The organism is Dactylosporangium sp. NBC_01737, from assembly GCF_035963215.1.
GTDB lineage: Bacteria > Actinomycetota > Actinomycetes > Mycobacteriales > Micromonosporaceae > Dactylosporangium.
Genome location: NZ_CP109153.1, coordinates 1,510,249 through 1,537,220, shown reverse-complemented (window position 1 = coordinate 1,537,220; position 26,972 = coordinate 1,510,249). Strand labels below are relative to the sequence as shown.

29 protein-coding genes and 1 pseudogene are annotated in these 26,972 nt (G+C 71.0%); 18 read left to right on the top strand and 12 right to left on the bottom strand.

Annotated features, from left to right (window positions below):
- Positions 1-130: 130 nt before the first annotated feature.
- On the top strand, positions 131-886 hold the full coding sequence (locus OHA72_RS06670) for a hypothetical protein (protein ID WP_327006975.1): 756 nt from the start codon (positions 131-133) through the stop codon (positions 884-886).
- On the opposite strand, the gene OHA72_RS06665 is transcribed toward OHA72_RS06670, so the two are convergent.
- Both OHA72_RS06665 and OHA72_RS06660 read right to left on the bottom strand, forming a co-directional pair.
- Complete coding sequence (locus OHA72_RS06665; RefSeq protein WP_327006974.1) at positions 874-1,776, bottom strand: polysaccharide deacetylase family protein; 903 nt, start codon at positions 1,774-1,776, stop codon at positions 874-876. The two genes, OHA72_RS06670 and OHA72_RS06665, sit on opposite strands and share 13 nt — an antisense overlap.
- An 84-nt stretch (positions 1,777-1,860) precedes the next feature.
- Positions 1,861-2,733: an iron-sulfur binding domain-containing protein gene (locus tag OHA72_RS06660; RefSeq protein ID WP_327011476.1), complete on the bottom strand. Its 873-nt coding sequence runs from the start codon at positions 2,731-2,733 to the stop codon at positions 1,861-1,863.
- 17 nt (positions 2,734-2,750) lie between these two features.
- Between OHA72_RS06660 and OHA72_RS06655 the strand changes: the two genes are divergently transcribed.
- Genes OHA72_RS06655 through OHA72_RS06645 form a run of 3 tightly spaced genes read left to right on the top strand, consistent with a single transcriptional unit; the run spans position 2,751 to position 4,480 of the window.
- Positions 2,751-3,263 carry a glycine cleavage system transcriptional repressor gene (locus tag OHA72_RS06655; RefSeq protein WP_327006973.1) on the top strand — a complete coding sequence of 171 codons (513 nt, stop codon included), beginning with the start codon at positions 2,751-2,753 and terminating at the stop codon, positions 3,261-3,263.
- Complete coding sequence (def, locus tag OHA72_RS06650; RefSeq protein WP_327006972.1) at positions 3,260-3,763, top strand: peptide deformylase; 504 nt, start codon at positions 3,260-3,262, stop codon at positions 3,761-3,763. The genes OHA72_RS06655 and def overlap by 4 nt, the downstream gene beginning before the upstream one ends.
- Positions 3,764-3,823: 60 nt before the next feature.
- Positions 3,824-4,480, top strand: a complete 657-nt coding sequence (locus OHA72_RS06645) for a hypothetical protein (protein ID WP_327006971.1) — start codon at positions 3,824-3,826, stop codon at positions 4,478-4,480.
- 1 nt (position 4,481) lies between these two features.
- On the opposite strand, the gene disA is transcribed toward OHA72_RS06645, so the two are convergent.
- Positions 4,482-5,603, bottom strand: coding sequence for a DNA integrity scanning diadenylate cyclase DisA (gene disA / locus OHA72_RS06640; protein WP_327011475.1), 1,122 nt, complete (start codon positions 5,601-5,603; stop codon positions 4,482-4,484).
- A gap of 122 nt (positions 5,604-5,725) precedes the next feature.
- On the opposite strand from disA, the gene OHA72_RS06635 reads away from it, so the two are divergent.
- Entirely contained in the window at positions 5,726-6,316 is a 591-nt protein-coding gene (locus OHA72_RS06635) for a hypothetical protein (RefSeq protein ID WP_327006970.1), read from the top strand.
- 614 nt (positions 6,317-6,930) lie between these two features.
- On the opposite strand, the gene radA is transcribed toward OHA72_RS06635, so the two are convergent.
- From radA to OHA72_RS06620, 3 genes are all read right to left on the bottom strand, one after another.
- The gene (gene radA / locus OHA72_RS06630) at positions 6,931-8,340 is read right to left on the bottom strand and encodes a DNA repair protein RadA (protein ID WP_327006969.1); all 1,410 of its coding nucleotides are present in this window, start codon (positions 8,338-8,340) and stop codon (positions 6,931-6,933) included.
- A gap of 37 nt (positions 8,341-8,377) precedes the next feature.
- Positions 8,378-9,103 carry a hypothetical protein gene (locus tag OHA72_RS06625; RefSeq protein ID WP_327006968.1) on the bottom strand — a complete coding sequence of 242 codons (726 nt, stop codon included), beginning with the start codon at positions 9,101-9,103 and terminating at the stop codon, positions 8,378-8,380.
- An 86-nt stretch (positions 9,104-9,189) separates the two neighbouring features.
- On the bottom strand, positions 9,190-10,011 hold the full coding sequence (locus OHA72_RS06620; RefSeq protein ID WP_327006967.1) for a UbiA family prenyltransferase: 822 nt from the start codon (positions 10,009-10,011) through the stop codon (positions 9,190-9,192).
- Between the two features lie 45 nt (positions 10,012-10,056).
- On the opposite strand from OHA72_RS06620, the gene OHA72_RS06615 reads away from it, so the two are divergent.
- Positions 10,057-10,767 (top strand): methyltransferase domain-containing protein, encoded by a 711-nt coding sequence (locus OHA72_RS06615; RefSeq protein ID WP_327006966.1) that lies wholly within the window; start codon positions 10,057-10,059, stop codon positions 10,765-10,767.
- A 20-nt stretch (positions 10,768-10,787) separates the two neighbouring features.
- A complete protein-coding gene (locus tag OHA72_RS06610; RefSeq protein WP_327006965.1) occupies positions 10,788-11,804 on the top strand; it encodes a type III polyketide synthase in 1,017 nt (338 codons plus the stop codon).
- Here OHA72_RS06610 and OHA72_RS06605 read toward each other — a convergent pair.
- Positions 11,793-12,572 carry a hypothetical protein gene (locus OHA72_RS06605; protein ID WP_327006964.1) on the bottom strand — a complete coding sequence of 260 codons (780 nt, stop codon included), beginning with the start codon at positions 12,570-12,572 and terminating at the stop codon, positions 11,793-11,795. The two genes, OHA72_RS06610 and OHA72_RS06605, sit on opposite strands and share 12 nt — an antisense overlap.
- A 366-nt stretch (positions 12,573-12,938) precedes the next feature.
- On the opposite strand from OHA72_RS06605, the gene OHA72_RS06600 reads away from it, so the two are divergent.
- The 3 genes from OHA72_RS06600 (at position 12,939) to OHA72_RS06590 (ending at position 14,701) form a co-directional block, all read left to right on the top strand.
- Complete coding sequence (locus OHA72_RS06600) at positions 12,939-13,424, top strand: CarD family transcriptional regulator (RefSeq protein ID WP_033363204.1); 486 nt, start codon at positions 12,939-12,941, stop codon at positions 13,422-13,424.
- 96 nt (positions 13,425-13,520) lie between these two features.
- Positions 13,521-14,192, top strand: coding sequence for a 2-C-methyl-D-erythritol 4-phosphate cytidylyltransferase (ispD, locus tag OHA72_RS06595; protein WP_327006963.1), 672 nt, complete (start codon positions 13,521-13,523; stop codon positions 14,190-14,192).
- A 2-nt stretch (positions 14,193-14,194) separates the two neighbouring features.
- Positions 14,195-14,701, top strand: a complete 507-nt coding sequence (locus tag OHA72_RS06590; RefSeq protein ID WP_327006962.1) for a hypothetical protein — start codon at positions 14,195-14,197, stop codon at positions 14,699-14,701.
- Positions 14,702-15,261: 560 nt separating this feature from the next.
- Here OHA72_RS06590 and OHA72_RS06585 read toward each other — a convergent pair.
- The gene (locus OHA72_RS06585; RefSeq protein ID WP_327006961.1) at positions 15,262-16,002 is read right to left on the bottom strand and encodes a TVP38/TMEM64 family protein; all 741 of its coding nucleotides are present in this window, start codon (positions 16,000-16,002) and stop codon (positions 15,262-15,264) included.
- Between the two features lie 110 nt (positions 16,003-16,112).
- On the opposite strand from OHA72_RS06585, the gene ispF reads away from it, so the two are divergent.
- The 4 genes from ispF to OHA72_RS06565 all read left to right on the top strand — a co-directional run bounded on the left by ispF (position 16,113) and on the right by OHA72_RS06565 (position 18,656).
- Complete coding sequence (gene ispF, locus OHA72_RS06580; RefSeq protein WP_327006960.1) at positions 16,113-16,589, top strand: 2-C-methyl-D-erythritol 2,4-cyclodiphosphate synthase; 477 nt, start codon at positions 16,113-16,115, stop codon at positions 16,587-16,589.
- A gap of 12 nt (positions 16,590-16,601) precedes the next feature.
- Positions 16,602-16,970: a PPOX class F420-dependent oxidoreductase gene (locus OHA72_RS06575; protein WP_327011474.1), complete on the top strand. Its 369-nt coding sequence runs from the start codon at positions 16,602-16,604 to the stop codon at positions 16,968-16,970.
- Between the two features lie 73 nt (positions 16,971-17,043).
- A complete protein-coding gene (locus OHA72_RS06570; RefSeq protein ID WP_327006959.1) occupies positions 17,044-17,550 on the top strand; it encodes a SigE family RNA polymerase sigma factor in 507 nt (168 codons plus the stop codon).
- Positions 17,550-18,656 carry a hypothetical protein gene (locus tag OHA72_RS06565; RefSeq protein ID WP_327006958.1) on the top strand — a complete coding sequence of 369 codons (1,107 nt, stop codon included), beginning with the start codon at positions 17,550-17,552 and terminating at the stop codon, positions 18,654-18,656. Before OHA72_RS06570 ends, OHA72_RS06565 begins: the two co-directional genes overlap by 1 nt.
- Here OHA72_RS06565 and OHA72_RS06560 read toward each other — a convergent pair.
- Entirely contained in the window at positions 18,653-19,813 is a 1,161-nt protein-coding gene (locus OHA72_RS06560; protein WP_327006957.1) for a homogentisate 1,2-dioxygenase, read from the bottom strand. The genes OHA72_RS06565 and OHA72_RS06560 overlap by 4 nt on opposite strands.
- 83 nt (positions 19,814-19,896) lie before the next feature.
- On the opposite strand from OHA72_RS06560, the gene OHA72_RS06555 reads away from it, so the two are divergent.
- The 4 genes and pseudogenes from OHA72_RS06555 (at position 19,897) to OHA72_RS06540 (ending at position 23,814) form a co-directional block, all read left to right on the top strand.
- Complete coding sequence (locus OHA72_RS06555; RefSeq protein WP_327006956.1) at positions 19,897-20,736, top strand: hypothetical protein; 840 nt, start codon at positions 19,897-19,899, stop codon at positions 20,734-20,736.
- Positions 20,733-21,759, top strand: a pseudogene (locus OHA72_RS06550) (fumarylacetoacetate hydrolase family protein). Before OHA72_RS06555 ends, OHA72_RS06550 begins: the two are co-directional and overlap by 4 nt.
- 106 nt (positions 21,760-21,865) lie before the next feature.
- Positions 21,866-23,215, top strand: a complete 1,350-nt coding sequence (locus OHA72_RS06545; RefSeq protein WP_327006955.1) for an outer membrane protein assembly factor BamB family protein — start codon at positions 21,866-21,868, stop codon at positions 23,213-23,215.
- Complete coding sequence (locus OHA72_RS06540) at positions 23,215-23,814, top strand: DUF305 domain-containing protein (protein WP_327006954.1); 600 nt, start codon at positions 23,215-23,217, stop codon at positions 23,812-23,814. The genes OHA72_RS06545 and OHA72_RS06540 overlap by 1 nt, the downstream gene beginning before the upstream one ends.
- Before the next feature lie 512 nt (positions 23,815-24,326).
- Here the strand turns inward: OHA72_RS06540 and hisC are convergent.
- From hisC to OHA72_RS06525, 3 genes are read right to left on the bottom strand one after another with little or no spacing between them, the layout of a single operon-like run.
- Positions 24,327-25,364 carry a histidinol-phosphate transaminase gene (gene hisC / locus OHA72_RS06535; protein ID WP_327006953.1) on the bottom strand — a complete coding sequence of 346 codons (1,038 nt, stop codon included), beginning with the start codon at positions 25,362-25,364 and terminating at the stop codon, positions 24,327-24,329.
- Positions 25,361-26,317, bottom strand: a complete 957-nt coding sequence (locus OHA72_RS06530) for an RDD family protein (protein ID WP_327006952.1) — start codon at positions 26,315-26,317, stop codon at positions 25,361-25,363. The genes hisC and OHA72_RS06530 overlap by 4 nt, the downstream gene beginning before the upstream one ends.
- Entirely contained in the window at positions 26,314-26,964 is a 651-nt protein-coding gene (locus OHA72_RS06525) for an RDD family protein (RefSeq protein ID WP_327006951.1), read from the bottom strand. The genes OHA72_RS06530 and OHA72_RS06525 overlap by 4 nt, the downstream gene beginning before the upstream one ends.
- Positions 26,965-26,972: the final 8 nt, after the last annotated feature.

Genomic DNA, 26,972 nt, shown 5'->3' with positions numbered 1-26,972 from the left:
CGTGGCTGGATGGGGCGCGCGGGGCGGTGAACGTGGGGCCGCGCCGGGTGGCGACCTGCCCGGGGGCGGCACGGCTGGATGGGGCGCACGGGGCGATGAGCGTGGGACCGGGAACGGGACGCAACCGGTGGTGACCGTTGTGGCGGGCGGCGGGGCCGGGAAGAGCATGCTGCTGGCGCAGTGGGCTGAGGCTCGGCGGGCGGTCATGGTCCAGCTGGAGAACGGGCGGGTGCCGGCCGCCGTCGACGGGACGGCCGTGGTGGTGCTGGACGGTGTTGAGCGGTTGCCGGTGGACGGGCCGGGGTGGCGGAGCGTCGTCGAGCTGGTGGGGGTTGTTCCGCTGGTGCTCAGCGGGCGGGAGCCGATTCCGGTGGCTGCCGTGGATCGGCTGGGGGCGGGGCATCTGGCGTTTGCCGAGGATGAGACGTATCAGGTGCTGGCGGCGGCGCTGGCGGACGCGGCGGGGGCCGACAAGCTCGCGCCGGACCTGCATCTGCTGACCGGGGGATGGCCGGCGCTGGTCGGGCTGGCGGCGGCGTGGCTGGCGCGGCTGCCGGCGGCGGACCGCGCCACCAGCCTGCGGCAGCTGGCCAGGGTTGACGGGCCGTTGCAGGAGCACCTGGTGGGCGTGCTGCTGCAGGCGCTGCACCACGACGAGCGGGAGTTCGTCCGGCGGCTCGCGCACCTGCCGGCCATTGACGCCGCCACCGCTGACGCGCTGGATCTGACCGAGGACCTGGGTGGGTTGCCGCCCATCGTGTTGCCGGTGATCGGCAGTGGGGGGCGTTATGCCGTACCGGAGCCGCTGCGGGAAACGATCCAGCAGCGCCTGCCGTTGGATGAGCGGGAACGGCGGGCGCTGCTGGAGGCGTTTCAGGGAATGTAGTCCTCGAGAAGGGCGGGGGTGAGGCCGGCGGCCTTGATGGCCTGGAGGGCCGCGATGAAGTCGTCGACGAAGCGGTCGCGGAAGTGCATCAGGATGATGTCGCCGCGCTGGACCGTGTTGCCGGACTGGTAGCGCACGATGCCCTTGTCGACCGTCTCCTTCCAGAAGAAGGCCGCGTGCATGCCGCAGTCGTGGGCTGCCTTGAGCGTCGTGTCGTCCTTGTCGCCGTAGGGAGGGCGGAAGAGGACGGGGCGGCGGCCGTACCACTGGCCGAGCTTGTCGGCGGAGTCGCAGATCTCCCTGCGCTGGACCGTGTAGGACTTGCCCTTCAGGTTCTGGTGGGTGACCGTGTGCGCCTCGATCACGGCGCCGGCGTCCTGGAGGCGCTTGAAGTACGGAGGGTCGTTCCTGATCGCGTCGATCATGAGGAAGAGCGTGACGGGTACGCCGGCCTGCTTGATCAGCTCCAGGGCCTCGGGGCGCTTGATCTGGCCGTCGTCGATCGTGATGAACGCGACGGCCTGCTCGGTCGGGATGCGGGCGTAGTACGGCACCGACGCGCCCTCGGGCAGGTGGACCTTGTCGGCCTTCGGCGGGCGGTCGAACTTCGGCAGCCGGTCGGCGTAGTTGGCGCCGGGTGGCGCCGCGGCGGTGGACTGCGTCTTCGAGGCGGAAGGCTTGGACGACGGTGACGACGACGCCGACTGCGAGGCGGCCGGCGAGGCAGAGTCGGTCGGTGACGCCGGGAACGCACTGGGTGACGGGGCCCGCGATGCGCCGGCGTCCGTCGACTGGGGACCGCCGGACGGGTGGCTGCCGCAGCTCGCGAGCGTCGCGGCGGCGAGCAGCGCGACGACGGCCCGGCGTGCCCTGGCGTGAGGGATGAGCACGCCGCGAGCCTATCCATGGATGGCCGTGAAGGGAGGCCCGGAAAGTGTGGGAAAAACTAGATGAACCGGCTGCAACCCTCGGGCTCACCCTGGCAACGTGAACGTCCCGGCGCGCTCCCGGACCAGCCCGTCCTCGAGCAGCCCGCGCAGTGCCCGGCCGCGCTGGACCTCGTCGTCCCAGACCAGGTCGAGTCGCGCGGCGGGCACCGGGTCGTCGCTGGCCCGCAGCACGGCGAGGAGCAGGCCGCGCACGTGACGGTCGGTGCCGTGGTACCGCTGGGTGCGCCGGCTCGGCCCGGTGGACGCCGGCGAGCCGGCGATGCGCCAGGCACAGACGGCCAGCAGGGGACACTCCTCACAGCGCGGGGCGCGGGCGGTGCAGATCACCGCACCCAGCTCCATGAACGCAACGGAGGCGCGGGCCGCCGCCTCGTGGTCCTCGGGCAGCAGCACCTCGACCGCGCGCAGGTCCGCGGGGGTGGTCGCCGCGCCGCCGTCAGCGGTGCCGTCGACGACCCTGGCCACGACCCGGCGGACGTTGGTGTCCACCACGGGGTGACGCTGGCGGAACGCGAACGCGGCGACCGCCCGGGCCGTGTACATGCCGATGCCGGGCAGCGCGAGCAGCTCGTCGACGTCGTCGGGCACTTCGCCGCCGTGCCGCTCCACGAGCGCCGTCGCGCACGCGTGCAGGCGCAGGGCGCGCCGCGGGTAGCCGAGCCGGTCCCAGGCGCGGATGGCCTCGCCGGGCGGGTCGGCGGCCAGGTGCGCGGGCGTGGGCCAGCGCTCCATCCAGCGCCGCCAGGCGGGATCCACCCTGGACACCTGGGTCTGCTGCAGCATGACCTCGCTGACCAGCACACCCCATGCTGACGCGTCGGGCTGCCGCCACGGGAGGTCACGGGCGTTGGCGTCGTACCAACGGGTGACGGTCTGTGAAAGGGCGAGAGAGGCGATAAGGAAGGATAAGCCAGGTGAACGAGTATGCCGTCACCGTCATCGGCCATGACCGCCCCGGCATCATCGCCGACGTCGCGGAGATCCTCGCGGGGCTGGGCCTCAACCTCACCGACTCGACGATGACCCGCCTGCGCGGGCACTTCGCGATGACGCTGGTCTGCGCCGGGTCCGTGTCCGCCGGCGAGGTCGAGTCGGCCCTCGCGCCGCTGACCGCCGACCGGACCCTGCTGGTCACCGTCCGCGAGGTCGGCGAGGATCTGGTCGAGGCCCCGCAAGGCGCGCACTACGTGCTGACCGTCCACGGCGCGGACCGGCTCGGCATCGTGGCGGCGCTCAGCCGTACCGTGGCGGCAGCGGGCGGCAACATCACCGACCTGACGACCAGGCTGGCCGGCAACCTCTACGTCGTCGTGGCGGAGGTCGACGCGCCCGGGGCGATGGACGACCTCGCCGCCGCGATCGACCGGGTCGCGGCCGACCTCGGGGTCGAGGCGACGCTGCGGGCCGCCGAAGCGGACCTGATGTGACCGTCCTGCAGGTCGTCCAGGCGCCCGCGCCGGTGCTGGGGGCGGCGGGCAAGGTCGTGGACCCGCTCGCCGAGGACATCGTCCAGCTCGCCACGGACCTGGTCGACACGATGCGGGTCTCGCCCGGCTGCGTCGGGCTCGCCGCGCCGCAGGTCGGCGTCGGCGCACAGGTGTTCGCGGTCGACGTGACCGGGCACCCGAAGGCCCGCACCGTGCACGGCACGCTGGTGCTGTGCAACGCCCGGGTCGTCGAGGCCTCGCAGTGGCAGAAGGGCCGCGAGGGCTGCATGTCGGTGCCCGACCTCACCGGCGACGTGAAGCGCGCCAACCGGCTCGTCGTCGCCGGTCAGCTACCCGGCACCGGAGAAGAGATCCAGATCACTACCGACGCGTTCGAGGCGCGGGCTCTGCAGCACGAGATCGACCATTGCGCTGGGTTACTGTTCCTCGATCGTGTCGCCGGTGCGCATGCCGTTTACGCCCGCAAGGTCTATCTCTGAGCGGTCTACACGGCGCGCCGCCCCCTGCGCTACCCGTTCCCTCGATACGGTGAGTACATCATGAAGCTGACGGTTGGCCCGCTTCCCGCTGGCGTGTACTGGCGGCGTCGCGCCATCATCGGCGGGGCGCTGCTCATCGTGGTGATGTTGCTGTGGGCGCAGTGTTCCGGACCCGACCCGAAGCGGACTCCCGCCTCGGCGCAGTCCCCGTCCGCGGGCGTGACCGCCACGGCCGACCCGACGCCGACCGTGCAGACCCCGACGACCGGCGACGCCGTCACCAGCGCGCCCGCGTCGTCGACCTCGTCCGCGCCGGCCGTCGCCTCGACGCTGCCGGTCTGTGCCGACGCCGACCTGTCCCTGGTCGCGTCGCCCGAGCAGCCGGTGCAGTTCCGCGGGGCATACCTGAAGTTTTTCCTCAAAATCAAGAACGTCTCGGCCCGCGACTGCACCCGTGACCTCGGCGCCGACTTCCAGGAGCTGTACCTGCAGGTCGGCGCGCTGAAGATGTGGTCGTCGGACCAGTGCGACGCGCCGCACGGCAGCCAGCCCACGACGCTGAAGCCCTCGATTGAGGTCTCGTTCTCGACCACCTGGAACGGCAAGGCCACCAACAACGGCTGCGCCAACCGGGAGGTCCCGCCGGCGGGCAAGTATGAGCTGGTCGGCCGCCTCGACACGAAGCTCAGCACGCCGGTCCAGGTCCAGCTGACCTGAGCTATACGTAGCGTTCCAGGATCGACGCCTCGGCGAGCCGGCTCAGGCCTTCGCGCACGCCGCGCGCCCTCGCGTCGCCGACGCCGTCGACGGTCTGCAGGTCCTCCACGGTCGCGCCGAGCAGCCGCTGCAGGCTGCCGAAGTGCTCGACGAGCCGGTCCACGACCAGCGTCGGCAGCCGGGGTACCTTCGCCAGCAGCCGGAATCCACGCGGCGACACCGCGGCATCCAGCGCGTCGCTCGCCCCGGGGTAGCCGATCGACTTCGCGACCGCGACCAGGTCGATCAGCTCCGTCGCCGTCAACGCGTCCAGCTCGTCCAATGCGTCGTCCGACGAACGGCTGCGCCGCCCGGACGGCAGGTAGTCGCGGATCACCAGCGTCCGGTCCGCCTCGACCCCCGCCATCAGCTCCTCGAGCTGCAGCGCCAGCAGCCGCCCGTCCGTGCCGAGCTCCACCACGTAGCCGGCGATCTCGTCCGCGATGCGCCGCACCATCTCCAGCCGCTGCACCACCGCCACCGCGTCGCGAACGGTCACGAGATCCTCGATCTCCAGCGCCGACAGCGTCCCGCTCACCTCGTCGAGGCGCAGCTTGTACCGCTCCAGCGTCGCCAACGCCTGATTCGCCTTGGACAGGATCGCGGCCGAGTCGTCCAGCACGTGCCGCTGCCCGTTCACATACAGGCCGATGATCCGCATCGACTGGCTCACCGAGATCACCGGGAACCCCGCTTGCTTCGCGACCCGCTCCGCCGTGCGATGCCGCGTCCCCGACTCCTCCGACGGGATCGTCGGGTCCGGCATCAGGTGCACCGCGGCCCGGACAATTCTCGTGCCGTCACTCGACAGGACGACAGCACCGTCCATTTTGCACAGCTCACGCAGCCGCGTCGCGGAGAACTCGACGTCCAGCGGGAACCCGCCGGTGCACAACTGCTCGACCACCTTGTCGTAGCCGAGCACGATCAGGGCGCCCGTGCGTCCTCTCAGAATGCGCTCCAGCCCGTCACGCAGCACCGTCCCCGGCGCCATCAGGGCGAGCGTCGCACGTAACGGGTCGGCAACGGCCCAGGCCCCGTTGAGGCCGGTATGGGAACCGCCCCTGCTGGGCTCGCGGTCTATCGGCACCCGCACAGTCTACGGATGGTCGGACATCCGGTGCTGGTGCGGTATCGACCCAGCCCGTAGAGTGGGCCGACGCCATCAGCCGATGGATCGTAGTTGATGTCTGTGAGGTCCCACCGGTGGCCGGTCCGGAGCGGATCGAATGGCGGCGCAGTTTCCCGTCCCGCTCCCTGGTGACCCTGGCGTGGTACGTGCTCTCCGCCTCCCTCGCCGTCGGCATCGTCCGCGGCCTCTTCGCCGACGAGCCCGAGATCCTCGCCTCCGGCGCCGACAACCCCCTCGCCGACCTTCCGATGTGGACGGTCGCCCTCGCCACTGTCGGCGCGACCCCGTTCGTCCTCGCCGTCGCCCGCCGCCCCCGCGTCGGCGCCAACCACTTCGCCCTCACCGTCCGCCCCGGCTGGATCCGTACCCTCGTTCTACCCTGGTCCCGGGTCGCGCAGGTGACGCTGATGGAGATCGGCGGCGAGCGGTACCTGCTGGTCAGGCTCAGGGCCGGTCTGGACCGCACCGGCACCAACCCCGCCTGGCTGGACCAGAACGTCATCCGCGAACTGTCGAAGACCCCCTCGAAACGCGCCAGCGGCTTCGACGTCGCGGTCCGCCTGCGCGACTTCGTCGGCGGCCCGGACGGCCAGTTGGCGGCGCTGGCCGCGTTCGCCCCGGACCAGGTCCTGATCGCAAACCACCTGAACCCGTCCCGCGGCTGACCCCTGTCCGTCTCTCTGATGATCAAAGGACGTATTCAGCCCTGCGGGTGACCAGATCCGTCCTTGGATCACGCCCGACGGCAGGATCATCCGGGCCGCGAGCCCGGCGCGAGGCGGAGAAGCGCCCGAGGACGATCCCGCTGGCCGTCGTGCTGCTCGCCGCAGCCGGCGCACAAGGAGCCGGCGCAACGAGGAGCCAGCGCGGCGAGGAGTCGGGCGGCGGGCACCTGGCGCAGCGAGGAGCCGGGCGGCGGAGCGGCGGGAAGTGAGTAGCCGGATTCGGTCCAAGCCGGGACGAGCGTCGGGGCGTCGCCGGGCGTCTACGGTGAGCGGCCGGATGCGGCGCAACGAGGAGCCAGCGCGGCGAGGAGTCGGGCGGCGGGCACCTGGCGCAGCGAGGAGCCGGGCGGCGGAGCGGCGGGAAGTGAGTAGCCGGATTCGGTCCAAGCCGGGACGAGCGTCGGGGCGTCGCCGGGCGTCTACGGTGAGCGGCCGGATGCGGCGCAACGAGGAGCCAGTGCGGTGAGGAGACGAGCGGCGGGCAGTTGGCCCAGCGAGGAGCCGGCCGGTGGCGAGCAGCCGGATGCGGTGCAAGCCGGACGAGCGCCGGGGCGTCAGCGGGGGTCGACCTCACTGGCGGCCTTGACCGCATAATGCAGCGCCGTCCGCACGTCGCCGACCTCCAGCACCCGCATCCCCGGCGGCGTGACGCCAGTGGCGGCCGGGCCGCAGCCCGGTGGGACGAGGGCGAACCGGAACCCCAGCCGCGCCGCCTCCGCCAGCCGTCGTGGCACCGCGCCCACGCGGCGGACCTCGCCGGTCAGGCCGACCTCGCCCACGACCACCAGGTCCGGGGGCATCGGCAGGTCGTGGGCGGCTGAGGCGGCGGCCAGGGCGAGGGCCAGGTCGATGGCCGGCTCGGTGACCTTCAGGCCGCCGACCGTCGCGGCATAGACCTCGCGGTCGTGGAGCTGGATCTGGGCACGCTGCTGGAGGACGGCGATGATCATGGCTAGCCGGGCGGAGTCGAGGCCGCTGACCGTGCGGCGGGGCGAGCCTGGGGTCTGTGCGCCGATCAGGGTCTGGACCTCGGCGACCAGGGCGCGGCGGCCCTCCATGGCGACGGAGACGCAGGTGCCGGAGACGGCGTCGGCGTAGCGGGTGAGGAACAGGCCGCTCGGGTCGGGCAGGCTGGTGATGCCGCCCTCGTGCATCTCGAAGCAGCCCACCTCGTCGGCGGCGCCGAAGCGGTTCTTCAGGCCGCGGACCATGCGCAGCGAGGAGTGCTTGTCGCCCTCGAAGTTGAGCACGACGTCGACGAGGTGCTCCAGGACGCGGGGGCCGGCGACATTGCCGTCCTTGGTGACGTGGCCGACGAGGACGGTGGCGAGGCCGCGCTCCTTGGCGATGGCGACGAGGGCGGCGGTGACGGCGCGGACCTGGGTGACGCCGCCGGCGACGCCGTCGGTGCCTGGGGCGGAGATGGTCTGCACGGAGTCGAGGATGAGCAGGCCGGGCTTGACCGCGTCGAGGTGGCCGAGGACCGCGCCCAGATCGCTCTCGGCGGCAAGGTAGAGCCGCTCGTGCAGGGCGCCGATGCGCTCGGCGCGCAGCCGGACCTGGCTCACCGACTCCTCGCCGCTGATGACGAGGGACGGGGTGTCGCCGTGCTTGGCCCACTGCTGGGCGACGTCGAGCAGGAGGGTGGACTTGCCGACGCCGGGCTCGCCCGCGAGCAGGACCACCGCGCCGGGGACGATGCCGCCGCCGAGGACCCGGTCGAACTCGGCCACGCCGGTCGGGCGGGCCTGGGCCGGGGCGGCGCTGATCTCGGCGATGGGGCGTGCCGGCTCCAGCGGGGCGCGGCTCGGGACGGCGCGCAGGGCGGCGGGGCCAAGGGCGGCCAACGGAGAGGACTCGATGATCGAGCCCCACTCACCGCACTCGGGGCACCGCCCGATCCACTTGGCCGGCCGGTGCCCGCACACGTCGCACTGGTAGGCAGCGCCCTTCGTCTTCGTCACCCCCGAAAGCTAGCCCACGGGTATGACAAAAACGCTTCTACTCTTCCTCGTGCTCCACGACCGAGCTCGGCTTCGGCAGCGGGCTCGCCGGCACCGTCATCGGCAGCTCGGGCAGCTTGATCGTGGTGGTGGTGCCGTCGGCGTACGTGAAGGTGAACGTCACGTCCGCCAGTGCGGAACCGGCGAGCAGCTCCTCGCCGGAGAGCTTCTCCACCGCGAGGTACGTCTTGGTGCCCTGGCTCAGCGCCACGAACCCACCGACGGGGATCTCGATGCCGATCTTTGACGAGCCGACCACGGCGGGCGTGGGCGACGGAGTAGGAGACTTCGACGCAGACGGGGAGGAAGAGGCAGACTTGGAAACAGAGGAAGAAACTGCAGGAGAAGACGGCGCAGTAGAAGAAGGAGCAGCAGGGGAAGGCGCGGCCGAGGGACCGCCCACCAGCACCACGCTGCCGGCCGAACCGGCCGTCACGCCGGTCAGCTTCACCGACTGCCGGGCGTTGTTGAACAGCCGGACCTCGATCGGCACGACACTGCCCGGCTTGTACGCGTCGGCATACGCCACGACGCCCTCGCGCAGCGCGATCAGCCCGTCGGCGCTCTGGGCACTGACGCCCGGCACCGCGGCGACCTGGTTGTCCGTCTGCGTGATCTGACCGGCGCTGCACCCGGAGAGCAGGCCGACGCCGAGCGCGGCGGAAGCCAGCAGCGCGGCGCCCAGCACCAAGCGGCGGCGGGCAGCCGGAATCGTACGCGTCACCTTAGGTCCTCCATCTGGATCGGGCGGCCGACTACAGCCTAGATGCCGTTGATCGGCCGATTACGCGCACCCTGACTCTGCACCGCTCAGTCCAGATTCAAGCCGCTGACCAGCAGAAATACCACATCGATGAGCGCCACGGCGATGACCGACAGGAACGGGACGCGGGACGTGGGGTCGCGGCGCATGGCGTACACACCGAAGGAGAGCGCGACCAGGGCCACCGCGAGAGTCGGCCAGAACAGCAGCGGCGGAGGCCCCGGCGGCCCGAATGCCAAGAACACAGTGGCGAGCAGCAGCAGCACAGCCGCGGCGCCGAGCGACCCGCGCCGGCCGATCAGGTGTGGCAGGCCGCGCACGCCGGTGCGGACGTCGTCGTCGAGATCCGGCAGCGTGTTGACGAAGTGCGCGCCGGCGCCGAGCAGGCCACCGGCGGCGAGCAGCCACACCGGTGGGGTGAGCCCGGCGCCGAGGACGACGAACGCCGGAAGGCATGCGAACGACACCGCATAGGGCAGCACCGAGACCGGCGTGGACTTCAGCGGCCAGTCGTAGAGCAGCGCGGAGACCAGAGCGGCTGAAGCCACAAAACCGGCGGCCATGCCAGACAAGAAACCCAGCGGAACCATGAAGAAAGCCGCAAGGCCGCCGAGCACGAAGATCAGCTGCCGCGACACCGCCCCGGAGGCGACCGGCTTGTCCGAACGGCCCACGGCGGCGTCCCGCGGAGCGTCGAGCGCGTCGTTGACCCAACCGATGGAGAGCTGGCTCAGCAGTACCGTCGCAGCAGCCGCCACCACACCCGGCCAGGGTCTTTCGAGTCCGAATGACAGGAGCGCGGCGACCGCCGTGACCGCGACCGCAGGCTCAGGATGGCTGGCGCGGACGATTGAGCGAGCTACGGACATCCGGCAAGTGTGGCTGTCGGAGGGGTTCCGTGTCAGTCTCGACCCATGCGAGCGACGCGCCGGGCGCGTAACGATCCTGGTCAGTATGACGACCTGGCCGGGGAGTGGTGGCGTCCGGGTTCGCCGCTGTCGATGCTGTACTGGCTGGCCCGCGCCCGCGCCCGGCTGATCCCGCCCGCGGAGCGCGACGGCGCCGTCCTGGTCGACCTCGGCTGCGGCGGCGGGCTGCTCGCCCCCCACATCGCCGACAAGGGCTACCGGCACGTGGGCGTCGACCTCATCGTGTCGGGACTGGAGCAGGCCGCGGCGCACGGTGTCGCACCGGTACTGGCGGACGCGCGGTGGTTGCCGTTCGCCGACGGTACCGTCGACGTCGTCAGCGCGGGTGAACTGCTGGAGCACGTCTCCGACTGGCCGGCCGTGGTCGCCGAGGCGTGCCGCATCCTGCGACCCGGTGGCTGGCTGGTTCTCGACACCCTTGCCGACACGGCCGCGTCCCGGCTGATCGCGGTCCGCCTCGCCGAGGCGATCATCCCGGCGGTCCGCGGCATCCACGACCCAGCCATGTTCGTCGACCCGCGCGCGCTCAAACAGGCGTGCGCGCGCAACGGCGTGCCACTCGACGTGCGGGGCGTCCGACCGACGCTGCCCGCGCTCGCCCGCTGGCTGGTGACCCGCCGTAACGCTGTGCCGATCGTGCCGACGTTCACCACCGCGGTCCTCTACCAGGGGCGCGGCAGAAAGGGGACCCAGTGACAGGTGCCGCGATCGCAGGCATGGGTGTGACATTCCCGGGCCCGATGCGCCAGGACGAGGTGTGGTCGGGCTTCTTCGAGCGGCACTACAACGGCTCCCGTAAGGGGCTGGCCAAGCGGATCTTCGAGAACTCCGGCGTGGTCAGCAGGCACGGGGCGGTCAACCCGCTCATGGAGGACGCGTCGGGCTGGTCGACCGCGAAACGCATGGGCCGCTACCTGACCGAGGCCCTGCCCCTGGGCAAGGACGCGGTGAGCAGCGCCCTGGACGCCGCCGGACTGCGACCGGATGAGATCGGGTTGTTCGTGGTGTGCTCGTGTACGGGGTACGCCACGCCCGGCCTCGACATCCTCCTGGCCCGCGACCTGGGCATGGCGCCCACCACGCAGCGGCTGTTCATCGGGCACATGGGCTGCTACGCCGCGCTGCCCGGGCTCGGCGCCGCGACGGACTTCGTGTCGGCCCGCGGCCGGCCGGCGGTGCTGCTCTGCCTGGAGCTGACCAGCCTGCACGTCCAGCCACCCAGCGAGGATCCGCAGCAGATCGTGGCGCACGCACTGTTCTCTGATGCGGCGGCGGCCGTGGTACTGGTACCGACGGCCTCCGGCCAGGCAGTTGCCGAGATCGCGGCGGTGACGGACACCGCGACGGCGGACCACATGACCTGGGACGTGACCGACCTGGGCTTCCGGATGGGTCTGTCGCCGAAGGTGCCCGACGTCCTGTCCATCTACGTCGCCGACCTGGTCGGCGACCTGCTCTCCAGGCACGGGCTGACCCTCGCCGACGTGGACGGCTGGGCGGTGCACCCCGGCGGCCCGAGGATCCTCGACGTGGTCCGCGACCAGCTGGCGCTGCCGGAGTCCGCCCTGGCCGAGTCGCGCGCCACACTCGCCGGGCACGGCAACTGCTCGTCCCCGACCGTCCTGCTGATCATCGACGCGTTGCGCCGGCGCGCGGCAGGCCCGCCACGCAACACCGTGGCCCTCGCGTTCGGCCCGGGGCTCACGTTGTACGGAACGCTCCTACGCGGTTGACGACGGGGTCACCGCGAGGTTGGCCAGCTCGGTGTCGAAGGAGTCCGCACTCGTCACCGAGCTGACGGCCCGCAGCACCTTGCCGTCGGCGCCGACCAGGATGGCGGCCGTGGTGCGGCTCGGGGCGAGGAACGGCACCGCCGCGCGGACCGAGCTGTTGGGATCGGCGAGCGCGCGGACCTTCACCTTCTCGTTCAGCCCCGACGGCAGCGTCGGGGCCCGGACGGCGACGACCAGCACCAGCGCGGACGGTGCCTTGCTGGCCGCGACGGCCTCGACGGCGCCGGTGATGAGCTCCTCGCAGCTGCACCCCTCGACGAGCAGGATGACCGCGGGAGTGAGGTCGCGGACCTGGACCGCCACGCCCTTGGGGTCGAACAGGCTGAGTCCCGCCAGGCTCACCGCCGCGGCCGGTGAGGGCGGTGCGAGCTGTGGCGTGCCGTTGGGATTGCGCCGGGGCCACGCGACGGCGAACAGACTCACCAGCGTCGCGATGACGGCGATCGACATGATCAGCAACGGCACCGCAAGCCCGGGAGAATCGTCGGTGGCCCGGCCGACCGGCTCCGGCCTCAGGTGCAGCCGGCGCCGCCAGGTGCGACGGATTGCCGCACGGCGGAATTGTCGGCGGATCGATGTGCCTTCGTCGTCGAGTGCGCCCGCATCGTCGGGAATGATGATCGTGCCCCACTCAGGGGGCAGGTCGGGCAGGCCGCCACCATCCTGCGGTCGCTCACCACCGCCGTTGTCGCCGCGCAGCGTGCCCATCGCTGTTCTCCTCGCACCTGCCTCAACTTTCCCTCACCTGGCGCCCGCGCGCCAGAGGGGTCACACATCGAGATGTTTGAAGAGTTTCCCACGCTCCGCCGCTGGTTGCATCACGGAGAGTGGTGTTCCGGAGTCCTGCCGCGTGATCTGTACGCACTCGCGGCAATCAATCAGATATGTCCTACTGCCTGCGCATTTGCGCGCACTCCGGGTTGTTGATCCGTTACGCAGCAGGTTCCACGATTCATGTCAAGCGGGAGAAAGGGGACTCACATGTGTTCTGACCTGCGCGAATGCTGCTCTCTGGGGTGGGACGACAGCGCGTGACCGTGTTACCCTAGACACAGCGAAAGGGGTTTCGAACCTATGGTTTTCAGTGTCGGCGAGACCGTTGTCTACCCCCACCACGGGGCCGCACTCATCGAGGCAATCGAGACTCGGGTCGTCAGGGGCGAGGAGAAGCAGTATCTCGTCCTCAGGGTCGCTCAGGGTGACCTGACGGTGCGGGTGCCCGCCGAAAACGCCGAGATCGTCGGCGTGCGCGAGGTGGTTGGCGAGGAAGGCCTGACCAAGGTCTTCGACGTCCTCCGCGCTCCGCACACCGAGGAGCCGACCAACTGGTCGCGGCGTTACAAGGCGAATCTGGAGAAGTTGGCCTCCGGCAATCCGCTCAAGGTCGCAGAGGTCGTGCGTGACCTGTGGCGCCGTGACCGGGAGCGTGGTTTGTCGGCCGGCGAGAAGCGCATGCTGGCCAAGGCTCGGGACATCCTGGTCGGCGAGGTGGCGCTCGCCGAGAAGAGCACCAAGGATGAGGCCGAGACGCTGCTGGACAAGGTGCTGACCGAGGCCTGACATTTCAGCCCGGCTAATCCTGAAGACGAGGACCGCGACGTGACGGCGCACCCCAGTGTGCGTGGTGACGTCGCGGTCCTCGTGCCTGCTGCGGGTATGGGGGTCCGACTCGGCCCCGGTGCTCCGAAGGCACTGCGGCTCCTGCGAGGGGAGCCGCTGCTCGTGCACGCCGTCCGCCGGGTGGCAGCCGCCCCCAGCGTCGGCTGCATCGTGGTCGCCGCCCCCGCAGACGCCGTCGACGACGTCCGTGAGCTGCTGAGTCCCATTGTTGCCGGTGAGACCTGTGGTGTTGCTGAGCCGGCGCTGGGAACTTGCCAGCTGTTCGTGGTCGCGGGCGGGACGAGCCGGCAGGCTTCCGTGGCGGCCGCGCTGACCGCCGTACCCGAGGAATTCGGCATCGTGCTGGTCCATGACGCGGCGCGTGCGCTGACCCCACCTGAGCTGGTGGAGGCAGTCGCTGACGCGGTGCGAGGGGGGCACGGCGCCGTCATACCCGTTCTTGCAGTGGTCGACACCATCAAGCAGGTCGACGATTTCGGCGTCGTCGTCGGCACCGTCGACCGCTCCGTCCTGCGCGCCGTCCAGACCCCCCAGGGCTTCCGCCGCGACGTCCTGACCAGCGCACACGCCGCCGCCGTCGACGAGCACACCGACGACGCCGGCATGGCCGAGAAGCTCGGCGTCCCCGTGCACACCGTGCCCGGCTCCGAGGCGGCCATGAAGATCACCCGCCCGTTCGACCTGGCCGTCGCCGAGCTGCTGTTCTGACCGTGCGCCGTCCGCCCGTCTGGCTCCTGGACGTCGACGGCGTCATCAACACCCGCCGCCCCCTGTGGGGCCCGCAGCTGTGCCGCGGCGTGGCGCGCTCCGAGGGCGTCGATTGGCCTCTGCGGTGGGCGCCGGCGCTGATCACCCGCATCCGCCGACTGTCCGCCGCCGGCCTCGTCGAGGTCCGGTGGTGCTCGACGTGGTGCCCGGACGCCGATGCGCTGGAGCGGTTGTTCGGGCTGCCCGCGTACGCCCGGGCGCTCACCCCCGCCGACCTGGACACCGCGGAGGACACCGACCTGCTGAAGCTGGCCGCGGCCCGCCGGGTCCTCGCCGCCCGCCGCCGCCTCATCTGGACCGACGACACCGCCGTCCCTCTGCCTGGGCCATTGGCCACAGCGCTGACTGCCGGCGGTCGAGCCCTGCTCATCCGGCCGCACCCCCGCCGCGGCCTCCGTCCACGGGACCTGACCAGGATCGAGGAGTTCGCCCACCGAACCCGCAGCTGACCTGCCTGCCGGTCCACGGCTCCGCCACTCGGGCGGGTCGGCCGCTGTCCGACGCCACGGCCGGAGGTCTTTGTGGACCTGACCCGACTGGTGATCGAAGTCTGGTCCCGGTCGTGCGGACGGCCAGGGCCGTCCTTTGATCACGTGGCCGAGATTGCACCGGTGGCAGGAGTGCGGGCGGCGCGATGCATCTGGCGACCTTTCCGGTTGCGGACCGGACTTCGGGTTGCCCGGGGCGGTACGAAAGGTCCAATGATCACGCGTGGGACGCCGCCGTCCGGGCCCGGTCATCCGAGGCGGCAGTCGTCGTTCGACGTCTGTGATCGAAGGCGAGTCCTGGTTGTGGGGATGACCAGGGCTGTCCTTTGATCACGTGGCCAAGATCGAATGTCACCTTGATGCAGGTCGGATGACGGAAGTTCCGTGATCATGCGCCCTTGACCAACCCCGTTGGGTGATCGGAGGTGACTCGTGGTCGTGGGGATGGCCAGGGCAAAGCGGCTGCTGGCAGACGGCGGCCCCGGGGCGAGGAGCGCCACGGGGCCGGAGTCGGATGGGTGTCAGGCGGGAGCGGCCGAGACCGGGGTTGCCGCCAGGGCGGCCGGAGCGGCCTTCGGCTTGCGGGGGCGGCGGCGCCACACCAGGTAGGTGCCGATCGATCCGCCCACGCCCAGCGTCGCGATCATCACGCCCGCCAGGGACATGCCGAGGGCGTCGCCGCGGGCGGTTGCTGAGCCGAGGGCCGCGTAGGCGATCGTGGCCGGCAGGGCGCCGAGCATCGTGCCGGTGATGAAGGTGCTGCGGCGGACGCGGGTGGTGCCGAACGCGTAGTTGGCGACGCAGAAGGGCACGAACGGGATCATCCGGGAGATGATCACGGCCACGATGCCGCGGTTGGCGACTGCCTGCTCGACGGCGAGGAAGCGGCCGCTGAGGTGGCGGGCCATGAACTCGCGGCCCAGGAAGCGGCCGATCGTGTAGGCGATCAGGGCGCCGAGGGTGACGCCGGCCAGGATGTACAGGACGCCGCCGGCGAAGCCGAACAGGACGCCGCCGACGCCGGCGAGGAGGGTCCGGGGGACCAGGGCGGTGGTGAGTAGGGCGGCGCCGATGACGGCGATCGCCGGGCCGAACGGATGGTCAGGGCCCACGGCATGGGTGAGCGACGACTTGTCCGGGTGAATGATCAACATCACCACGGACAACGTCGCGACCAGCAGGGCGAGCATCCCGAAGCGCAAGGCGGCTCCGGTGCGCCACCACTGCCGTGGGGCTTTCGGGGTCGTCAGGTCGCTGCGCACCTGACCCAGCCTAGGCCCGGAACGCCAGGATGCCGAGTCCGATGACGACTCGGCAACCGGAAGTTCACGATCGTGCACCGATCGTCGTACCCTCCCAAAGTGATCCAGGCATGATGTTGATCGGCAACGGGACCGACGTGCACGCGTTCGAAAAAGGGCGGGAGTGCTGGGTCGCGGGGCTCAAATGGGACGGTGTCGACGGGCTCGCCGGGCACTCCGACGGCGACGTGGCGGCCCACGCGATCTGCGACGCGCTGCTGTCCGCGGCGGGGCTGGGTGATCTCGGGGCGAACTTCGGCACGGGAAGGCCGGAGTGGGCCGGCGCGTCCGGGGTGACGCTGCTGCGCGAGGCCGCGAGGCTGGTCCGCGAGGCGGGCTACGAGATCGGCAACGTGTCCGTGCAGGTCATCGGCGTCGCTCCCAAGGTCGGCCGGCGCCGCGCCGAGGCGGAGGACACGTTGCAGCAGGCGATCGGGGCGATCGTCCGGTTGTCGGGCACCACCACCGACGGGCTCGGCTTCACCGGCCGGGGCGAGGGACTCGCCGCCACCGCCGTCGCGTTGATCTATCCGGTACCGAAGGAGTAGGCCTTGAACGAGATGCTGCGTGAGCTGCTGGACCGCCGGGCGTTTCTGGTGCTCAGCACGATCAACCCGGACGGCGCGCCGCAGTCCAGCGTGATCTGGGCGAAGCACGACGGCGACGATGTCGTGTTCTCGACGATCCGGGGCCGCCGCAAGACCCGCAACATGGAGCGCGACCCACGGGTGTCGATCTGCGTGTACGACCCGGCGAACCCGTACCGCCACGTCGAGGTGCGCGGCACGGTCGGCATGGTCACCGACGGCGGCCCGGAGCTGATCGACGAGCTCAGCCGCGCCTACGACGGCAAGCCGTGGGTCGAGAAGGTCCCCGGCGTCACGCGCGTGGTCTGCCGCGTGACGGCCACGAAAATCATCGAACACTGACGGGCCCGACATCGTCGAACACTGACACCCAACCGCCGCACCGCCGGCTCGCGTCATTGCGGCGGGAGGCGATGTGCGCGACGACTTGGAACAGGAGTACGTGGAGTACTTCCAGCCGCGGCTGCCACAGCTGCATCGGCTGGCGGTGATGCTCTGCGGTGACGCCGACCGCGCCGATGACATCGTGCAGGCGGCGGTGACGGCGTTGTTCGCGCGGTGGCGGCAGGTGCGCCAGGTGGACAACCTCGACGCGTACGTGCGCCGCAGCGTGGTGAATGCGTTCCTGAGCGAGCGCCGCCGCTTCTGGTCCCGGGTCGTGCTGACCGAGGCGCTGCCCGATCGTCCGGCTGTCACGGGGCAGCCGGCCGACGAGCGGCTGGAGATCAGGGCGGCGCTGCGGGCGCTGCCGCCGAAGCAGCAGGCGGTCCTCGTGCTGCGGTTCCTGTGCGACCTGCCGGTGAGCGAGGTCGCCGCGCTGGTCGGCTGCTCGCAGGGGACCGTGAAGAGCCAGACGTCGGACGGGTTGGCGAAGCTGCGCAAGAAGCTCGGCGTGCTCGCGCCGGCCGGGGGTGGTGCGTGATGATCGAGGACCTGCTGACCCCGCTGCGGGACGCCGAGGTGCGCCCGCCCCGGGTCGATCTGCAACTGGCGATCCGGACCGGCCGCCGGCGGCGCCGGGTCCGGCACGCGGCGATGGCCGGCCTGGCCGCGGCGGCGGTGCTCGCCACGACGGTCGTGATCGGCACGCTGAGCGGCCGGCCGCAGTCGATGCCCGCGAACCGGCCGCCGCTGCCGACCTCGACGGTCGCGCCGCCCCTGGGCGAGTGCACGCTCAGCGAGGACAACCCGCCGTACGCGAGCGAACGCCCGCGGGCGGTCGTCGACGACACCTGGCGGGTCGCCGTGCACCTTGAAGGCACGAGGTGGGTGATCCGCTACGTCGACGGCCGGAGGGAACGGATCGAGAACGCGCCGGTGGACTTCAGGGCGCTGGGCGGCGCGAACCGGGCCGGCGACTTCACCGCCACCGACTATCGGGAGGAGCGCGGCTGGGTGTACCGCAACGGCATGTTCGCCGAGCTCGCCCTGCCCAGCGGCGCCAGGAAGATCGAACTGGTCGACATCAACGACGCCGGTGACGTGCTCGGCACGGTGACTCCGGCGGACGTCTCACGGCGCGAGGCGGTGGTCTGGACCCACGGCCGTCCGGATCGGCCGAGGGTGCTCGACACCCCCGCCGGGATGTCCTCGCGCGCGTACGGGATCGCCTGGGACGGCACCGTCGTGGGCGAGGTGTTCGACGGTGCCAGCCTCACGTCGTACCTGTGGCACCCCGACGGCGCCGGTGAACCACTGCCGCGCCCCGCGGAGCTGGGCCAGGACGGCGGGGTCACCGGCCTGGCCGGCGACTGGGCGGTCGGCCCGGACGTGCGGTGGAACATCCGTACCGGCCAGGCAGAGGTGATCAAGGGCCTGGACGGCGCGGGCATTCCTGACGTGTATGGGCGGATCTACGGCAATACCAGCACCGACGAGCACCGGCAGGTGGTCTGGATCAACGGCACCTTCCACCCGATGACGGAGACGTTCGACGGTGAGCGGGTGCAGCTGCGCGCCGTCCGGCATGACGGCCGGCAACTGGTGGGCGAGACGACCTCGGGAGCCTGGGCGCGCTGGGACTGCTAGACGGTGCGGGCCCAGGTCCACGCGTAGCCGGTGTCCTCGACCGACAGTGCGGGCTCGCACAGGTCGAGGGGCCGGAACGTGTCGAGCATGACCGCCAGCTCGTCGAACGCCTCCACGCCCAGCGCCCGCTCGACGGCGCCGGGCTGCGGGCCGTGGGTGAAGCCGCTGGGGTGCAGTGAGATCGACCCCTGGGCGATGCCGGAGCCGCGCCGCGCCTCGTAGTTGCCGCCGGTGTAGAACAGCACCTCGTCGGAGTCGACGTTGTGGTGGTTGTACGGCACCGGGATGGCCAGCGGGTGGTAGTCGACCTTGCGCGGCACGAACGAGCAGATCACGAAGTTCGGGCCCTCGAAGGTCTGGTGGACCGGCGGCGGCTGGTGCAGCCGTCCCGTGATCGGTTCGAAGTCGTGGATCGAGAAGGCCCACGGGTACAGGCAGCCGTCCCAGCCGACCACGTCGAACGGGTGGGTGGCGTACACGTGCTCGGTCCAGCCGCGCCGGTGCTGGACCAGGACCGGCACCTCCGTGGCGTCCTCGAGCAGAGGGGAGGACGGTCCGCGCAGGTCGCGCTCGCAGTACGGCGAGTGCTCCAGGAACTGCCCGCGCTTGGACAGGTACCGCTTCGGTGGCCCGATGTGCCCCGACGCCTCGATCACCAGTACCCGCGTCTCGGCGGTGGGCACGAGCCGGTGGATGACCGACGTGGGGATGATCGCGTAGTCGCCGGGGTGCAGCTCCAGCGCGCCGAACACGGACTCGACGAGCAGCGAGCCGGACTCGACGTAGAGGCACTCGTCGCCGATCGCGTTGCGGTACAGCGGGGACGGCGTCGACGCGATCACATAGGACATGCGCACGTCGTCGTTGGCCAGCAGATGCTGCCGGCCGAGGACCGCGTCGGTGGGCCCGCCGCCGAGCTTGTGCGTCTGGAGGTGCCGCGGCTTGAGCGGCAGGTTCGGCGCGCGTGTGCTGGTGAACGGGGTGACCGTGGTGGCGGATAGGATCGCTGTTGGTCGATGCTTGTGGTACAGCAGGGATGAATCGCTCGAAAAACCCTCCTGCCCCATCAGCTCTTCCGCGAACAGCGAGCCGTCCGGCTGGCGAAACTGGGTGTGTCGCTTCGGTGGAACCTCGCCCACGCGACGGTAATACGGCATCCGCTGCCTCCCGGAAGAGAGAATCCGTCCGGATAGCGGACGAAGTTGTCCGCCCTGTATAGCGTCCATTAGATTCGGAAGCCGTGTCAAACGCAGTTCCTCCTCTGCTGGCCGCCCTGGTGGATGACGCCGCCGTCTTCCCGCCGGGGAGCCTCCCGCTGCCCGACGCCGTCCCGGCCCACCTCGGTCACCGCGACAGGCCCTGGGCGGCGATGATCGGCCCGCTGCTGGTCCCCGCCGCCGACCTGCCCGAGATCGGCGCCGCCGTCGACGTCGGTGTGGTCGGCGAGCCGGGCGCCGTCGAGCGGGCCCTCGAGACGATCCCCGGCCACCTCACTGTCCGGCAGGTCGAGTCGCCCGTCGCGAAGCGTGGCGAGGACCCGGCACCCGGCATCGACCAGCTCGCCGGCCTCATGCGCAAGAAGAGTGACGAGCCCTGGAGCTGGTACTTCGAGGTTCCGCTCGCGTGGGGGCTGATGCGAGCGCTGGACCAGCTGGCGCAGCTGCGCGCCGAGGGGCTGCCGGCCGCGGCGAAGTTCCGCACCGGTGGCCTGGCCGCCGAGCTGTTCCCGACCCCGGTCGAGCTCGCCGCCGTGATCTGCGCCTGCCGGGACAGAGAGCTGCCGTTCAAGCTGACCGCCGGCCTGCACCACGCCGTGCGGCACACGGACCCGGACACCGGCCTGGTCCATCACGGGTTCCTCAACGTGCTCGCCGCGACCCTCGCCGCGGTCGGCGGCGCCGAGCCCGCCGAGCTCGCCGGGATCCTCGCCGGCACCGACGGCCACCCCCTGGCGGCCACGATCCGCGGCGCGCTGGACCAGCCGCGGCCGCTGTGGGTCGGCTTCGGCAGCTGCAGCGTCGACGAGCCCGTCACCGACCTGACCAACCTGGGTCTGCTGCCGCGGGAGGTGCGCGCATGACCGCCTGGACCGAGCCCGCCGAGGGTGACCCGTTCGGGGTGCACAACCTGCCGCTGTGCGCGACCCGCGACGGCTGGGTCGGGGTGCGTGCCGGCGACCTCATCCTCAACCTCGGCGCGGCCGAGGAGGCCGGGCTGCTCGACGCCGGCGGTGCCTTCACCCGCGCGGCCACGCTCAACCGGTTCCTCGCCGCGGGCCGCCCCACCTGGACCCGGGTCCGCGCGCAGCTCACCGACCTGTTCACCGGCCCGCGCCTGGCCGGCAACGACGCGATGCTGCACCCGGTCGCCGGCACCGCGCTCACGCTGCCGTTCGAGGTCGCGGACTATGTCGACTTCTACTCCTCCGAGGAGCACGCGAACAATCTCAGCCGGCTCTTCCGCCCCGACTCGCCGTCGCTGCTGCCGAACTGGAAGAGCCTGCCCATCGGGTACCACGGCCGCGCCGGCACCGTCATCGTCTCCGGCACCGACATCCCGCGCCCGCACGGGCAACGCAAGGCACCCGACGAGGAGCGACCCAGCTACGGCCCGTCCCAGCGCCTGGACATCGAGGCCGAGCTCGGCTTCGTCGTCGGCGCACCGTCGGCCGGTGCCATCGACGTCGACGACTTCCGCGAGCACGTGTACGGTGCCGTCCTCGTCAACGACTGGTCCGCCCGCGACATCCAGGCATGGGAGTACCAGCCGCTCGGCCCGTTCCTGGGCAAGTCCTTCGCGACGTCGATCTCGCCGTGGGTGGTGCCGCTGGACGCCCTGGAGCCGGCCCGTGCCGCCGCGCACCGGCGACCTGTATGCCTCCGGCACCATTTCGGGCCCCGTACCGGAGCAGACCGGGTCGTTCATCGAACGGACTTGGAACGGCGCACAGCCCGTCCGACTCGACGACGGTGCGACCCGTAGCTTTCTGCTCGATGGCGACACGGTCACGATTTCGGCTACCGCGTGGTGTCCAGGTGGCCCGGCCGGTGCCGCCATGGTTGGCTTCGGTGAGGTGAGGGGCACGGTGGTGACGCGGGTGTGAGAAGCCCGGCGATCGACGGTCACCGTGAGCAGAATGCGACTATCGCCGGGTATGGTGCCCGGCGGAGGTGGTTATGGGGACGGGTCGTGCGGGGCGGCGATTCAGCGTGCGTCCACGAAACTGGCCCCGGTCCTTGCGCCGGGTCCTCACCGCACTCTTCGCGATCGTGGTCATCGCGGCGATGGGCGTCACGGCATACCGGACCCTCAAGCCGGCCGAGACCGTCAGCCGCGCCAACAAGCCGGTGCCGTCGCCCGAGCCGATCAAGTCGATCCAGTATGCGGAGCTGCCCTCCGCCCCGCTGATCGTCGAGGGCCGGCTGCGCGTCTACACCGAGCAGCGGCGCGTCTTCGCCGACACGCCCGTGACCGCGCAGCGGGAGATGACGCCGCACTGGGCGTATCGGCGCTGGCCCGCCGAGGTCGTCTCCATCGTCGCGGTCGAGAAGCCGGCCAGCGGCGTCGGCCTCTCCGTCGTGGTGACCAAGTGGTCCGACGGTGAGATCGTCGCCCTCGACGCGGAGAAGGGCGACATCGTCTGGCAGGTCCGCATCGACCCGGCCGACGGCGAGACCTTCAAGGGCCGCCGCACCGGCGCGAAGACCATGTACGCCCCGGAGGACCTGTTCGTCACCACCTCCGCCCTGGACCACCAGCCGGTCGTCATCGCCACCGGCAAGGACGTCGTGCAGGCCATCGACCCCAGCGACGGCAAGGTCCGCTGGACCCACTCCTTCGCGGCCACCCCCGGCTGTCACTCCGTGGACTGGACCAGCCTCGACGCGTACTTCGTGAAGGACACCTGCGCGAAGCCCGCCACGCTCGAGGTGTACGACGCCGGCACCGGCACGCTGCTCACCACGTGGCGGCCGCCGGGCGCGTCGATCGGCCCCGACAACGTCACCAACTGGTTCCTGGAGCCGACCTCCTGCCAGCTCGGCCGCTCGGGCTGCGCCCTGTTCAAGGCCGCCCCGACCGGCGACGTCGTCAGCTACGCCGACGCGGCCTCAGGTGTCGGCACCATCACCCCGAGCTACTGGTCCCTCGGCATCGACCACATCGTGAAGCCCGAACTGGTCCCCGACAAGGACAAGGTCGTCGTCGTCGGTGACGTCCTCGCCGAGCAGGTCGTCGGCGGCTACATCTGGGCCTTCTCCCGCGCCACCGGCAAGCGCCTGTGGATGTCGGAGGTCTCCGGCACCCTGATCGGCGCCGACCAGCGCAACGTGTACCTCATCAACAAGGACTACCAGCTCCTGGTCCTGAACATGGTCACCGGCGCGGTCACCTCCAGCACCGAGCTGCGCATCCGCCCGGAGGACCGGTTCGTGTTCAGCGAGCTGTACCTGCACGGCGGCTACCTCGTGATCGAGCGCCTGCACACCACCAACGCGTCGGAGATCGACGACAAGTACTACTTCAGCATGAACACCGTCGTGCTGGTGGGCATCGGCTGATGCGCGCTGCTGTCTTTGCCGTCGGCCTGATGCTGCTGGTCGCGGGGTGCGGCGGCGGCTCGGACGACGGCCATGGGCACGCCCAGCCCAGCGCCACGCCTTCCGCCGTTCCTTCCGTCGCGGCCACTGCCTTCAACGCGACCGACGTGCAGTTCGCGACCGACATGATCCCGCACCACCGGCAGGCGGTCGACATGGCCGCGCTGGCCGCCTCGAAGGCGTCCAGCGCTGAGGTCAAGGCGCTCGCCGCGAAGATCCGCAAGGCGCAGGAGCCGGAGATCGCCACCATGTCCGGCTGGCTCACCGCCTGGGGTGAGCCGGTCCCGAGCCCGGACGCGATGCACCACGACATGGGCGACATGGGCGGGATGCCCGGCATGCTGACCGACACCGAACTGCGCCGGCTGGGCGCGGCCTCGGGTGCCGCGTTCGACAAGCTCTTCCTGACCCTGATGATCAAGCACCACGAGGGCGCGGTCGAGACGGCGACGACGGCCCAGGCCCAGGGGGTCGCGGTGAAGCAGCTCGCCGGCGAGATCGTGAAGAGCCAGACCGGCGAGATCACCGAGATGAAAGCGCTGCTCGACAAGCTGCCGTAGCCGATGCGCTTCGTTGTCTTTTGTCCTGGTTCGCGTGCGTGTTCGACATGCCCGTAATAGAAGAGCCATCACGGCTACAACACCGTCGCTGGCTGCAACACCTTCGCGAATCACCCATACCGACCAACCCGCAATGGTTCGCGCGCGGATCCTCCGTGATCGAAGGATCGGAGTGGTCGTCCGGGCGGCCGCCCGCGTCCTTTGATCATGGGGCGGGGGTGGAGATCGGCGTTCGGGGCGCGATGCGGGCGGTGTCGTGTCGAGGTGATGGCCCGATCGCGGCCATCGCGTGATCCGCGGACGTCGGGGGCGGGCATCGCGGCAATGCCGGCTTCGAAAGTGGCGCAATTCGCCTATGCGGCCAAGCGGCTCGGCCTCCGTCCAGCCGGCGCATGATCGAAGGATGCGGGTGGCCGTCCGGGCGGCCACGGCTGTCCTTCGATCATGACCGGGGCCGAGGATCGCCGTCCGGAGCGTGGTACTCCCCGGTCTAGCGATCGACGGCTGTCGCTTTAGATGCAGTCGAGGAAGGCGTCGTTCTCGCCGTGGGAGCCGATCGTGACCCGGACGCCGTCGCCGGCGAAGGCGCGCACGATCACGCCGGACTCCTCGCACTTCTGGGCGAAGTCGGTGGTGGCGTCGCCGAGTGGCAGCCAGAAGAAGTTCGACTGCGTGTCGGGGACGTCCGGGTACACCTTGCGGACGGCGTTCACGACCCGCTCGCGTTCGGCGGTGATCAGGTCGACCCGGCGCTGCATCTCGTCGGAGGCATGCAGGGCGGCGAGGGCCGCGGCCTGCGCCGTCGCCGACGTGGAGAACGGGGTCACGACCTTGCGCACGGCGGCGGCGACCTCGGGGGAGCCGATGAGGTAGCCGACCCGCAGGCCGGCCAGGCCCCACGCCTTGGACAGGGTGCGCAGGACGACGACGTTGGGGCGGTCGCCGTACTCCACGAGGCCGTCGGGCACGTCGGGGTCGGTGACGAACTCGCGGTACGCCTCGTCGAGCGCGACCACGACCGTCGGCGGCACGGCGTCCAGGAAGGCGTCGAGGTCCGCCTTGCGGCAGGCGGTGCCGGTCGGGTTGTTGGGGTTGCAGACGATGACGAGGCGGGTCTTGTCGGTGACCGCGGCCGCCATCGCCGGTAGGTCGTGCGCGTGCTCGGCGGTGTTCAGGATCCGGACACTGGTGGCGGCGGTGGTGGCCGCGATGATCGGGTACGCCTCGAAGGAGCGCCAGGCGTAGATGGCCTCGTCGCCGGGGAGGCAGGTCACCCGGAACAGGTGCTCGGTCAGCGCGACGGAGCCGCAGCCGGTGGCGATGCGGTCGGCGTCGATGCCGAGGCGGTCGCTGAGCGCGGCGCGCAGCGCGGTGGCGGCGGGATCCGGATACCGGTGGGCGCCGGCGATCGACGCGGCGACCGCCTCGACGACGCCGGGCAGCGGACCGTAGGGGACCTCGTTGCTGGCCAGCTTGATGGCGCCGGGCACGGTGCGGCCGGCGACGTAGGCGGGCAGTGCGTCGAGGTCTGCGCGGGTGAGGCGGGTCATGACGGGTCTCCGGTGGGCTGTGATGGCGACGGTGATGACGGCGGGACGTCCCGCACCACGACGGTGCCGGCCGACCGGTCGTGGAAGGCGCGGTGCAGCGGCCAGTCGATCACGGGGGAGATGCTGTCGAGGAATTGCAGCACGAACCCGACGAGACACGTCCACAACAGCACTGACAGGCCGAGCGGGTTCCACCGGCGGATGGAGCGGCCGAAGCCCAGCGGCTCCTCGCTCTCCATCCGCATGACCTTGATCTTCAGCAGGCGCTTGCCGAGGGTCTGGCCGGTGTTGGCGATCGCGGGGACCTCGTAGGCGAACCAGAGCGCGGCGATGAGGATCAGGATCACCACCTGCAGCGTGCCGGCCCGCTCGGGCTGGACGATGTCGCTGGTCGACTCGTTGGCCTGGAAGCGGCGCCACCACTCGCGGGACACCGGCAGCATCTCGTCCAGCCACTGGTAGATGAACCAGCCGGTGACCGCGGCGTTGATCAGCAGCAGCACGCCGATGTCGATGAGCCGGGCGAGCAGCCGCGAGCCGAGCGGGGCGACCTCCCGGCCGTGCGGCTTGGCGGGGTTCTGCCCGGCGGCGAGGGCCTGCGGCGGCAGCAGCACCTGGACCGCGCCGGTCGGATACCCGCCCGGCGGCAGCGTCCCCTGCGGCTGCAGCCCGGGCGGCAGCGGCGTGCCGGGCGGCAGCACGATCGCGCCCGGCGGCAGCTGGCCGGGTGGGAAACCGCCGGGTGGCACCGGTGTCCCGGGCGGCAGGATCACCGCCCCCGCCTGGGCGGTCGGCATGGCCGGCGGCGGTGGTGGCGGCGGCGGGGCGACGGCTGGTGGCCCCGCCGGTGGGACCTCATCCGCCGGGATGGGGTCGCCTATCCAGCCCTCACCGTCCCAGTACCGCTGGACGGCCTGGTCGACGGGGTCTTTGTACCAACCTGGAGCTGTCACCTGTTGACCTTTACCACAACCGTCTGTGCCGCCTTGTCGTGCAGGCACTGCTGGAACGGCTTGTCCCACAGCTGCCACAGACCGTCGATCCAGTTGAAGAACGGGACGATCACGCCGACGATGTACTGCACCAACCAGCGCTTGCCTGCGACGCTACGGGTGATCGGCGCCGACGGATCATCGAGGCGGATGAGCGCCAGACCGAGGGCCCGCTTGCCCAGTGTGACACCGCGGCGGCTCGGGAACAGCTCGACGTAGTAGACGTAGCTCAGCCCGATCATCGCAACGAAGATCAAGACGTAGCCGATGATGAGCGGGCCGACGAACAGCGCCGCGTCGGGCGAGTTGGTGATCTCGCCCGTGACCGGGTCGGTCTCGACCTGGGAGGCGAGCGAGCCGACCCAGGCGATCATCGCGAACGCCGCCGGGATCATCACCGCCATCGACAGCACGATGAAGACGACACCGTCGATGAGGTACGCACCGAGGCGCGCCCCGAACCCGGCCAGCGGCAGCCCGTTCGGCGCCAGCGGCACCGGCGGAGGCCCGTAGTAGGCCTGCGCCGGAACACCGTAGGCGCCCTGCGGGTAACTGGGCGGTGGACTCTGCGTGTATGGGTTGTGCTGGGGTTGTTGAGGGTACGTCACCCCGACAG

Bases quoted from the DNA above. Each gene is read 5' to 3' on its own strand.
- OHA72_RS06645 (WP_327006971.1), top strand. From the start codon at position 3,824: ATGAAGCTGACGGTTGGCCCGCTTCCCGCTGGCGTGTACTGGCGGCGT.
- ispD (WP_327006963.1), top strand. From the start codon at position 13,521: ATGGGGGTCCGACTCGGCCCCGGTGCTCCGAAGGCACTGCGGCTCCTG.
- OHA72_RS06575 (WP_327011474.1), top strand. From the start codon at position 16,602: ATGCTGCGTGAGCTGCTGGACCGCCGGGCGTTTCTGGTGCTCAGCACG.
- OHA72_RS06605 (WP_327006964.1), bottom strand. From the start codon at position 12,572: ATGGGCACGCTGCGCGGCGACAACGGCGGTGGTGAGCGACCGCAGGAT.
- OHA72_RS06620 (WP_327006967.1), bottom strand. From the start codon at position 10,011: ATGTCCGTAGCTCGCTCAATCGTCCGCGCCAGCCATCCTGAGCCTGCG.
- OHA72_RS06615 (WP_327006966.1), top strand. From the start codon at position 10,057: ATGCGAGCGACGCGCCGGGCGCGTAACGATCCTGGTCAGTATGACGAC.
- OHA72_RS06540 (WP_327006954.1), top strand. From the start codon at position 23,215: ATGCGCGCTGCTGTCTTTGCCGTCGGCCTGATGCTGCTGGTCGCGGGG.
- ispF (WP_327006960.1), top strand. From the start codon at position 16,113: ATGATGTTGATCGGCAACGGGACCGACGTGCACGCGTTCGAAAAAGGG.
- OHA72_RS06610 (WP_327006965.1), top strand. From the start codon at position 10,788: ATGGGTGTGACATTCCCGGGCCCGATGCGCCAGGACGAGGTGTGGTCG.
- OHA72_RS06565 (WP_327006958.1), top strand. From the start codon at position 17,550: ATGATCGAGGACCTGCTGACCCCGCTGCGGGACGCCGAGGTGCGCCCG.
- OHA72_RS06600 (WP_033363204.1), top strand. From the start codon at position 12,939: ATGGTTTTCAGTGTCGGCGAGACCGTTGTCTACCCCCACCACGGGGCC.
- hisC (WP_327006953.1), bottom strand. From the start codon at position 25,364: ATGACCCGCCTCACCCGCGCAGACCTCGACGCACTGCCCGCCTACGTC.
- OHA72_RS06560 (WP_327006957.1), bottom strand. From the start codon at position 19,813: ATGCCGTATTACCGTCGCGTGGGCGAGGTTCCACCGAAGCGACACACC.